Origin of the sequence: Flavobacterium glycogeni, from assembly GCF_048286775.1 — a bacterium.
Lineage (GTDB): Bacteria > Bacteroidota > Bacteroidia > Flavobacteriales > Flavobacteriaceae > Flavobacterium.
The window spans coordinates 107724-116445 of sequence record NZ_JBLVPV010000012.1; the positions used below are offsets into that span (position 1 = coordinate 107724).

Sequence of the window (8722 nt, forward strand, 5' to 3'; positions counted from 1 at the left end):
ACAATTCAATATCAAAATTCTGTAATTAACAACAAATGTAGAATTATATTTCGAATTTGATTCGATAAATAGAATTGTATTTCAATTAAAGTATTTTTGCAAAAAAAAAATATTTCAAAAGCATGAAAACAATTTCAGAGTCATTAACAGAGCAAGATAACCAACGATTAATTGAATTAGAACAATTTATTGAAAATGCAAGAGACAATTTCTTGGGCTATCCTGTTTCAAAAGATTTTGATTATTCAGAAATCAATCATTTCTTAAAATACCCGATTAATAATCTGGGAGATCCTTTCGAGGACTGCACCTATAAAGTGCAAACCCATGAACTGGAAAGGGAAGTTGTTGGATTTTTTGCCAAATTATTCCGAGCGAATCCCAAAGATTATTGGGGTTATGTAACCAATGGAGGATCCGAAAGCAATTTGTACGGTTTATATCTGGCTAGAGAATTATATCCAAAAGCAATGGTTTATTATTCCGAATCGACCCATTATAGTGTCCGTAAAAACATTCATTTGCTTAATATTCCAAGCATTGTCATCCGATCACAAGAAAATGGAGAAATTGATTATACCGATTTTGAGAATACCCTAAAAATGAATCGACACAAGCCCGCCATAGTGTTGACAACCTTTGGCACGACTATGAAAGAAGCGAAAGATGACGTTTCTAAAATTAGAAATATCTTAAAAGGATTGGCAATACAGGACAGCTATATCCATTGCGATGCGGCTTTGTCCGGCAGTTACGGCGCTTTTATGGAACCTCGTTTCCCATTTGACTTTAAAGATGGCGCGGATAGCATTTCCATCAGCGGTCATAAATTTATTGGTTCGCCAATACCAACGGGTGTAATTATTACAAAACGATCCAACAGAGATCGAATCTCAAAGGGAATTTCCTATATAGGTTCGCTGGACACTACCATTACGGGGTCTCGAAATGGACATTGTCCTTTATTTTTATGGTATACTCTTAAAAAATTAGGGGTTAACGGTTTAAAAAAGCGTTACTTGCATAGTTTGGAAATTGCCGAATATTGTGAAAAAAGACTAAAAGAAATTGGCATTAATGCTTGGCGAAACCCAAATGCAATTACAGTTGTATTTCCTAAAGTCTCCGAAAAAATAAAATCGAAATGGCAATTGGCTACCGAAGGCGATATCTCGCACATCATCTGCATGCCAAATGTGACCAAAGAACAAATCGATAATTTCATCCACGATGTCGAAAACTGTGTAGAAAAACCAGAAGAAGTATTTGAATTTGGTTTTTAGTGATTTCTATGTTTTATTACTTATTAACAACATTTTTGATACCGCTTCTTTGAAAGATTTGGTCTCTGTTGTTAATGGTATAAAACAAGTGTATAGCCAAAATGAAAGCAGTCGATTTTTTCGAGTTTCGTTGACCTATACTTTTGGAAATAATAAGATCAGAGAAAAATAAAGAAATTCTGGAAATGAGGAAGAGAAAAGAAGAGCGAGTATATAATAGATTATGACTGTCCGTTACTAATACCAATGTATTTAATTTTGTCATTTCGACGAAGGAGAAATCTCATTAGTTGCTCTCGTTATGTGATTTCTCCTTCGTCGAAATGACAAAACAGCTAAATTTTATTCATAAGATGTAGCTTGGTACAAGTAACGGACAGTCATATAATAGATTTAGAAATTAATCTCTAAATTTAAGATTTATAGATAAACAAAAGAAGAAGCAACTATAACTAACAGCTAGCAAACTAGCAGAAAAATAAAGTGAGAACGAACACTATTTTTCTGCTTTTTTGGTTACAAAATTATATAAAATATGCCAAGGCGATTCCTATTACTATCATCGAAACTTTGGCGATATTGAACTTGTGTCCTTCGCTGCTTTCGAAAATAATGGTGGACGAAATATGAAATAATATTCCTATTACAATGGCTGTAATTTCAGTATAATATACGTTTAATATAGGCATATAATCAGACAAGATGGTTCCTAGCGGCGTCATAATTGCAAAAGTTGCCATGAAGAAAAGAATGGCTTTTTTATCCAGACTTGCATTGATGAAAAAAGTGGTCAATATGATGGCGATTGGCAAATGATGGATGGCAATTCCTATGGCTAAATCATGGTGGTGACTTACGGGAAATCCTTCCAGAAAGGCATGGATGCAAAGACTGATGAACAGCAGCCACGGGATTTGAGTCATTATTTCATGTCCGTGAACGTGCCCGTGTTCTGCTCCTTTGGAGAAAAACTCTAGTATGATTTGGAATAAGATTCCAAGCATGATAAAGATTCCAATATTAGGGTTGGCGCTTTCATAAACTTCCGGTAATAAATGCATCACCGTTAAGGAAAGTAAAAACGAACCGCTAAAGGCTAATAATAACTTTAAATTGGTTTTATTTTTTGGTTTTAAAACCAATGCGATGATATATCCTATAATTACGGAAAGTAATGGTAAAAGGTAATTCATGTTTTTTGTTTAACTGTTTATTTGTTGAATAGTTAACATGTTTTATCGATTAACCAAATAACCGATTAACCGAAATTATCTATTTGAAAATCATGATTAGTCGTTCACTATCTGTTTTATGGAATTTTTTCAATTTGTAATCGCCAAAAATATCCAATAGGTAAATCCCGGCTTCTTCCATTAATTGTTCAAAATCCTGAAGTGTCAAGGCTTTTACTTTTTCGGTAAAATGAAATTTTTGACCTTTGTCTTCAAAGTCAATTTCTTTGTAAATATGACCGTCTTTTAAATAGCGTTTGATATGAAAATCGATTCCTTCGACTGTTTTTGTTTCTTCCGGAATCAGCGTTTCAATGACTTGGGCAACATTCATGAAGTCAATCACGGCAAAACCATATTCCGAAAGGCTTTCTTTGATGGCTTTTAGCGTGGTAAGATTGTCTTCGTCATTTTCGAAATAACCAAAACTGGTAAATAAATTGAAAATGGCATCGAATTTTTCTTCAAAAGGTTCGCGCATGTCGTGAACTTTGAAATGCAGCGTTTCATTCGTGTTTTTAGAAGCCTCAGCGATGCTGTTTTCAGATAAATCAGCACCAAGAACATTAAATCCTAATTGGTTCAAATAAATAGAATGACGGCCTTTGCCACACGCTAAATCCAATACTTTTGCTTTTTCAGGAAGATTAAGATAATGGGTAAGATTGTCCATAAAAACCTGTGCTTCTCTGTAGTTTCTGTCTTTGTAAAGGATGTGATAATACGGAGTATCAAACCAAGAGGTATACCAGTTTTCAGATGATTTCAGATGATTTTCAGTTGGCGGATTTTGTGCTGCAGACATTTATTCTTTTTCAATTAATTCGATTGATGCAAATTTAGTGTATTTTTGCAACGAATACTTGATTTTACAATGGAAAATAATTATAAAATGGTTGCCAAAACCTTTTTTGGTTTTGAAGAAATATTAGCAAAAGAATTGCAAATGCTGGGCGCACAAAACGTCGAGCAGGGTGTGAGAATGGTGAGTTTTAAAGGAGATAAAGGGTTTATGTACAAAGCGAATTTGTCTTTACGTACGGCTTTGAAAATCCTGAAACCTATTTATTTTTTCAAGGCAAATAATGAGCAGGCTTTATACAAAGGCATTTCGGGAGTGAATTGGTCTAAATTGCTGAATGCCAATCAGACATTTGTGATTGATACAACAGTACATTCGGAATATTTTAATCACTCAGAATTTGTTTCCCAAAAGTGTAAAGATGCGATTGTGGATCAGTTCAGAGAAAGAACAGGTCAACGACCAAGTATTGATAAAGTACACCCTGATTTAAGAATCAACATCCATATCGATAAAGACCAAGTTTCGGTTGCACTGGATACTTCAGGAAATGCATTGAACCAACGTGGGTATAGAACAGCTACAAATATAGCTCCTATAAACGAGGTTTTGGCAGCAGGAATTCTATTGCTTTCCGGTTGGGACGGACAAACCGATTTCTTGGATCCAATGTGTGGTTCGGGAACATTCTTAGCCGAAGCAGCGATGATTGCCTGTAATATTCCGGCAAACATCAACCGTAAAGAATTTGCTTTCGAAAAATGGAACGATTGGGATAATGACTTATTTGATGCTATTTCAGACAGTTTATTGAAACGTGTTCGGGAGTTTCATTACACGATAAAAGGCTATGATAAAGCACCAAGTGCCGTTCAAAAAGCCAAAGACAACATCAAAAATGCCAATCTTGACGAGTATATTTCTATTGAAGAAAAGAACTTTTTTGATACTGAGAAAACTTCAGAAGGAAAATTACATATAGTTTTCAATCCGCCGTATGATGAGCGTTTGGATATTCACATGGAAGAATTCTACAAAAGTATTGGTGATACCTTGAAGAAAAATTATCCGGGAACTAATGCTTGGATGATTACAGCAAATCTGGAAGCACTGAAATATGTAGGATTAAAACCTTCGAGAAAAATCAAGCTTTTTAACGCTGGTTTAGAAGCACGTTTGGTAAAATACGAAATGTACGAAGGAAGTAAGAGAACGAAGTTTCAGGTTGTTCAGGATTCAGATAACACAGATCAGATTTCAGACAGCAAGGAGTAATCAAATTAAAAAACACATAATTCATAACTTACAATTCATAATTTATTATGACCAAATTACAAATACGAGCATTTCTATACCAATTGGGATGTTTTGCAATATTATTTATTTCCGCTCGATTTTTAGTGGAGCGTTTTACTAATTTAACTAGTTTTTGGATTCCGTTAACCGCATTTGTTATAGGAACGCTTTTGGCACCAAAATTTCAATCCGTAAAAACCAAAGACGGAGAGAAATTATTCATGAAATGGATTTTCATGAAAGGAATTAAGGAAATAGGATAGCTTTAGTTTATTCTAAAAACAAAAAATATCGCAAAGAGAACTGTTGTTTTCTTTGCGATATTTTTTTATTCTAAATTCGGAATTACTTTTTGGTATCAACTTTTTTAGGAACTGCAACAGGTTTTACTTTCTTCTTATAAATAGGAACAAAATAAGTAACGGTATAGTTGAATCCTACTCCGAAATCGCCATCATAAGTCCTGTTAAACCCGGGAATATATAAGTTGGAGAAATTCTCCGGTTCTTTGTTGGTTATTAATCGGTTCAATCGAAGACTGAAACCCATAAAAACATTATTGAATACTTTGGCTTTCACTGCTGCCACTACTTCAATCCAACTGGCAGTTAATCCATCAAATTTTTGACCGGAAGGAATTACAGGAACTTCACCAAAATAAGGATTGGCATTATAAATTCTATAACTGTTTAATTGCTGATTAAAAGTACTGAAACCGTAACGCATTCCTATAGAAATGATGTTTTCCATATCCAGCCAGTTTTCATAGGCGTTGTAATCAAAACCTGCTTTTAGGTACGAACCTTTGGTAGTGAAATTCACACGGTCATCATCAGTGGTTTTATTTTCGTTGCCAATTTCGGCAGCCAAAAAATATTTTTTCGTCAATCTATAATCTCCCACAAACTCAATTCCTTTATAATCTTTGTCATATAAGGCGCGTGTCAATTTGAATAAATCTAGTCCAACACGAATCCCGTATCGGTCAGTTTTTACAGGAATCGAATCGTTCTTTATAATTTCAGGACTAATTTCGACCAATGGTAAAGGCGCTTCAGGAACTATTTGATCCGTTTTGGTGCTTTTTGGATCACTTTTGACAGGAGTAGTCTCTTGTGCTTGTGCCAAAGTCAACGATAATAGGAGACAAAAACTAAAAAAAGATCTTAATATGTGTTTCATTTTCGTTTTCTATGTTACTTTTTTCAACCGAGATGTGTTTTATCCATTTTGTATCTGCAACTGCAGCATCGGTATGTGTGTATGGATTTGTTGGGTCTAATGTAAAAATGGTTTTGTAGCCACAAGCTCTCGACACAAATAACTCTTGTGTCGTATAATCAAATTTTATATTGTCTTGGTTCACCAAAGCTGGATTTGGATTGCCAGAATTTAAAGTAAAACTATAACTGGTTGTAGTTCCTATCGTTCTTAACGGAATCGAAATCGTGCTTCCGTTTGTCAGGTATTTTGAATCATCTGTCGCACTGGCATTAAAAATAATTCCATCCGTCATTCCTTCGCCAACTACTTTTAAATCATTCACGTTTTGCAAAACCGAAGGATTTAAAATACTGTAAAAGCTAATCACCAAACGAGGCGTTGTGGGTGTATTTGCATCGCAAATATCGTCTTTCTCACAACTGGAGAAGGATAGCGCTAATACGAATACCAATAAAATTATTTTTTTCATTTACAATTTGTTTTTGTGTAATTCGGTGTGCAATAGGATAGCTGAAGTGAAAAATTTCAATGACAATAGCAATGGCAATATCAATTTTTAAAATCTGCAATCAACATTCAAGAATCTGCAATCTAAAATGGCTATCTTCTCTCCAAAAGTACAACATTCTCCACGTGATGCGTTTGCGGAAACATATCCACAGGACGTACCCGAGTCACTTTGTATTTTTCGTCCATTAAAGCCAAGTCACGCGCTTGTGTAGCCGAATTACAACTTACATAAACCACTTTTTCAGGAGCAATTTTCATGATTTGTTCAATTACATCTTTGTGCATTCCGTCTCTTGGCGGATCGGTGATAATCACATCAGGATGTCCGTGTTGCGCGATGAAACTGTCGTTGAAAACGACTTTCATATCTCCTACAAAGAACTCACAATTGGTAATTTCATTGCGTTCCGCATTTAGTTTTGCGTCTTTAATCGCTTCAGGAACACTTTCCACACCAATTACTTTTTTTGCTTTTTTAGAAACAAACTGTGCAATAGTTCCCGTTCCGGTGTATAAATCATAAACGATTTCATTTCCGGTAAGACCGGCGAAATCTCTAGTGATTTTATACAATTCATACGCTTGGTCTGAATTGGTTTGGTAGAAAGATTTCGCATTAATGCTAAATTTCAACCCTTCCATTTCTTCCAAGATGTAATCTCTTCCTTTGTATAATTTAATATCGGTATCGTATAAAGTATCGTTGGCTTTGTTGTTCACCACGTATTGAAGCGAAGTAATTTGCGGGAATTTCTCGTAAAGATGATCTAGGATTAATTCTCTATTTACTTTATCATTTTCGAAAAACTGAATCAAAACCATGATTTCACCAGTTGAAGCCGTACGCAACATCAAAGTTCTCAATAAACCTTCGTGCGCTCTTGGATTAAAGAAAGTCAATCCATGCTCGTTTGCAAAAGCGCGAACTTCATTACGAATCGCATTCGATGGATCTTCCTGCAAATGACATTTATTGATATCCAGGATTTTATCCCACATTTTCGGAATGTGAAAACCAAGCGCGTTTCTGTTTCCTAAATCTTCGGTGCTGTCAATTTCTTTTTCGGTCAACCAACGGCTGTTCGAAAACGAAAATTCCATTTTGTTTCTGTAAAAAAACTGTTTTTCGGAACCTAAAATCGGTTCAAATTCTGGAAGTTCTATTTTTCCAATGCGTTGCAAATGGTTTTTCACCTCATTTTGCTTGTAATACAACTGTTGGCTGTATTTCATATTCTGCCATTTACAACCGCCACAAACACCAAAGTGCTCACAAACCGGTTCTACGCGATGCTCTGAATATTCATGAAAATGAACCGCTTTTCCTTCGTAATAGGCCTTGCGCTTCTTGAAAGTCTGCACATCAACCACATCACCCGGAACCACATTCGGGATAAAAACTACTTTTCCATCGGGAGCCTTTGCCACCGAAACGCCTTTTGCACCAGCATCAAGGACTTTTATTTGATGAAAGACAACTTTGTCTGTATTTTTCTTTGCCATAGCGCAAAAATAAGCGTTTGAATGGTTTTATAAATTCAAATTGGGAAATATTTTTGAAAAGACAGCATTTTTATTTGAGCCTCATCCCGCTTTCCGCTACAAGCCAGCAATTCCGCAAGCAGTAACACTATGCCCGTAAAGGAGCTTCCGTTGGTCGCTCTTTACCGGCAAGTGTTGCTAAGCTTTCGGAACTACTGGTTTTTCGCTGCAATCGGGGGCAGGGGAGTTGATGGTGAGAATTGGGTTTTGTTGTGCGCGAGAGGGATTTTTTGATTTATTTTAATGTCCATTTAATAAATTCATTCATAACTGCTTTCCAATGTTCTTTTTCATAATTTGCTCTTCCATTTTCATTTACTTCAAAAAAATTATGTTCTAAATTTAAGTGTCTTTTATATGTCAAGTTTGTTTTTGAATTTTGAATATAAAATAAAGGAACTAAATCGCACAAATCAGAAGCAATATCATTAGTTCCATAAGCTAAATAAGTTGGGATTTTGATTTTCAACCAATCGTTTATTAAAGGTCTTGAAAAAGATTTCCAAGCTAATAAATATGGATTTTTCTTCAAAATATCTTCGTCGTAAGAATCTCTATACATTTGATATGTTTTCTCAATTTGTTCATCAGCTTCTGCCCAAGTTATTTCCTTGCTTTCTGCACTTTTTCTATAATCTCTAATGTTTTGGTCAATTCTGCCGAATGGATTTGCTCCAAATAAGCCTAAATTGGTAACATTTTTATTGTTCAATGCAATTAATACCAAACGAAAATATAATATAGACCAATTTTGATAATTGGTTTTTTTATGGTAAATTTGGACTATATTATAACAGTAATTATGGCACATGCAAAAATTTTGGTGATTAAGG

The 8722-nt window shown here is 35.0% G+C and carries 9 protein-coding genes; 3 read left to right on the top strand and 6 right to left on the bottom strand.

What is annotated here, in order from left to right:
• Positions 1-122: 122 nt before the first annotated feature.
• Complete coding sequence (locus tag ACNQGX_RS11390; protein ID WP_417976356.1) at positions 123-1283, top strand: histidine decarboxylase; 1161 nt, start codon at positions 123-125, stop codon at positions 1281-1283.
• Positions 1284-1807: 524 nt separating this feature from the next.
• On the opposite strand, the gene ACNQGX_RS11395 is transcribed toward ACNQGX_RS11390, so the two are convergent.
• Both ACNQGX_RS11395 and ACNQGX_RS11400 read right to left on the bottom strand, forming a co-directional pair.
• A complete protein-coding gene (locus ACNQGX_RS11395; protein WP_417976358.1) occupies positions 1808-2476 on the bottom strand; it encodes a ZIP family metal transporter in 669 nt (222 codons plus the stop codon).
• 79 nt (positions 2477-2555) lie between these two features.
• A complete protein-coding gene (locus tag ACNQGX_RS11400) occupies positions 2556-3320 on the bottom strand; it encodes a class I SAM-dependent methyltransferase (RefSeq protein ID WP_417976360.1) in 765 nt (254 codons plus the stop codon).
• Positions 3321-3389: 69 nt separating this feature from the next.
• Here ACNQGX_RS11400 and ACNQGX_RS11405 point away from each other — a divergent pair, with 69 nt between their 5' ends.
• On the top strand, positions 3390-4592 hold the full coding sequence (locus tag ACNQGX_RS11405; protein WP_417976362.1) for a THUMP domain-containing class I SAM-dependent RNA methyltransferase: 1203 nt from the start codon (positions 3390-3392) through the stop codon (positions 4590-4592).
• A gap of 47 nt (positions 4593-4639) precedes the next feature.
• On the top strand, positions 4640-4876 hold the full coding sequence (locus ACNQGX_RS11410) for a hypothetical protein (RefSeq protein ID WP_417976364.1): 237 nt from the start codon (positions 4640-4642) through the stop codon (positions 4874-4876).
• 82 nt (positions 4877-4958) lie between these two features.
• Here the strand turns inward: ACNQGX_RS11410 and ACNQGX_RS11415 are convergent, their stop codons facing one another.
• The 4 genes from ACNQGX_RS11415 to ACNQGX_RS11430 form a co-directional block, all read right to left on the bottom strand.
• Positions 4959-5795, bottom strand: coding sequence for a DUF6048 family protein (locus ACNQGX_RS11415; RefSeq protein ID WP_417976366.1), 837 nt, complete (start codon positions 5793-5795; stop codon positions 4959-4961).
• Positions 5767-6306, bottom strand: coding sequence for a DUF6452 family protein (locus ACNQGX_RS11420; RefSeq protein WP_417976368.1), 540 nt, complete (start codon positions 6304-6306; stop codon positions 5767-5769). The genes ACNQGX_RS11415 and ACNQGX_RS11420 overlap by 29 nt, the downstream gene beginning before the upstream one ends.
• A 131-nt stretch (positions 6307-6437) precedes the next feature.
• The gene (rlmD, locus tag ACNQGX_RS11425) at positions 6438-7850 is read right to left on the bottom strand and encodes a 23S rRNA (uracil(1939)-C(5))-methyltransferase RlmD (RefSeq protein WP_417976371.1); all 1413 of its coding nucleotides are present in this window, start codon (positions 7848-7850) and stop codon (positions 6438-6440) included.
• 274 nt (positions 7851-8124) lie between these two features.
• On the bottom strand, positions 8125-8722 hold a 598-nt coding region (locus tag ACNQGX_RS11430), incomplete at its 5' end, for a hypothetical protein (RefSeq protein WP_417976373.1).

Excerpts from the sequence above, each read along its gene's own strand:
- ACNQGX_RS11390 (WP_417976356.1), top strand. The coding sequence starts at position 123 with ATGAAAACAATTTCAGAGTCATTAACAGAGCAAGATAACCAACGATTA.
- ACNQGX_RS11395 (WP_417976358.1), bottom strand. The coding sequence starts at position 2,476 with ATGAATTACCTTTTACCATTACTTTCCGTAATTATAGGATATATCATC.
- ACNQGX_RS11410 (WP_417976364.1), top strand. The coding sequence starts at position 4,640 with ATGACCAAATTACAAATACGAGCATTTCTATACCAATTGGGATGTTTT.
- ACNQGX_RS11400 (WP_417976360.1), bottom strand. The coding sequence starts at position 3,320 with ATGTCTGCAGCACAAAATCCGCCAACTGAAAATCATCTGAAATCATCT.
- ACNQGX_RS11415 (WP_417976366.1), bottom strand. The coding sequence starts at position 5,795 with ATGAAACACATATTAAGATCTTTTTTTAGTTTTTGTCTCCTATTATCG.
- ACNQGX_RS11405 (WP_417976362.1), top strand. The coding sequence starts at position 3,390 with ATGGAAAATAATTATAAAATGGTTGCCAAAACCTTTTTTGGTTTTGAA.
- ACNQGX_RS11420 (WP_417976368.1), bottom strand. The coding sequence starts at position 6,306 with ATGAAAAAAATAATTTTATTGGTATTCGTATTAGCGCTATCCTTCTCC.
- rlmD (WP_417976371.1), bottom strand. The coding sequence starts at position 7,850 with ATGGCAAAGAAAAATACAGACAAAGTTGTCTTTCATCAAATAAAAGTC.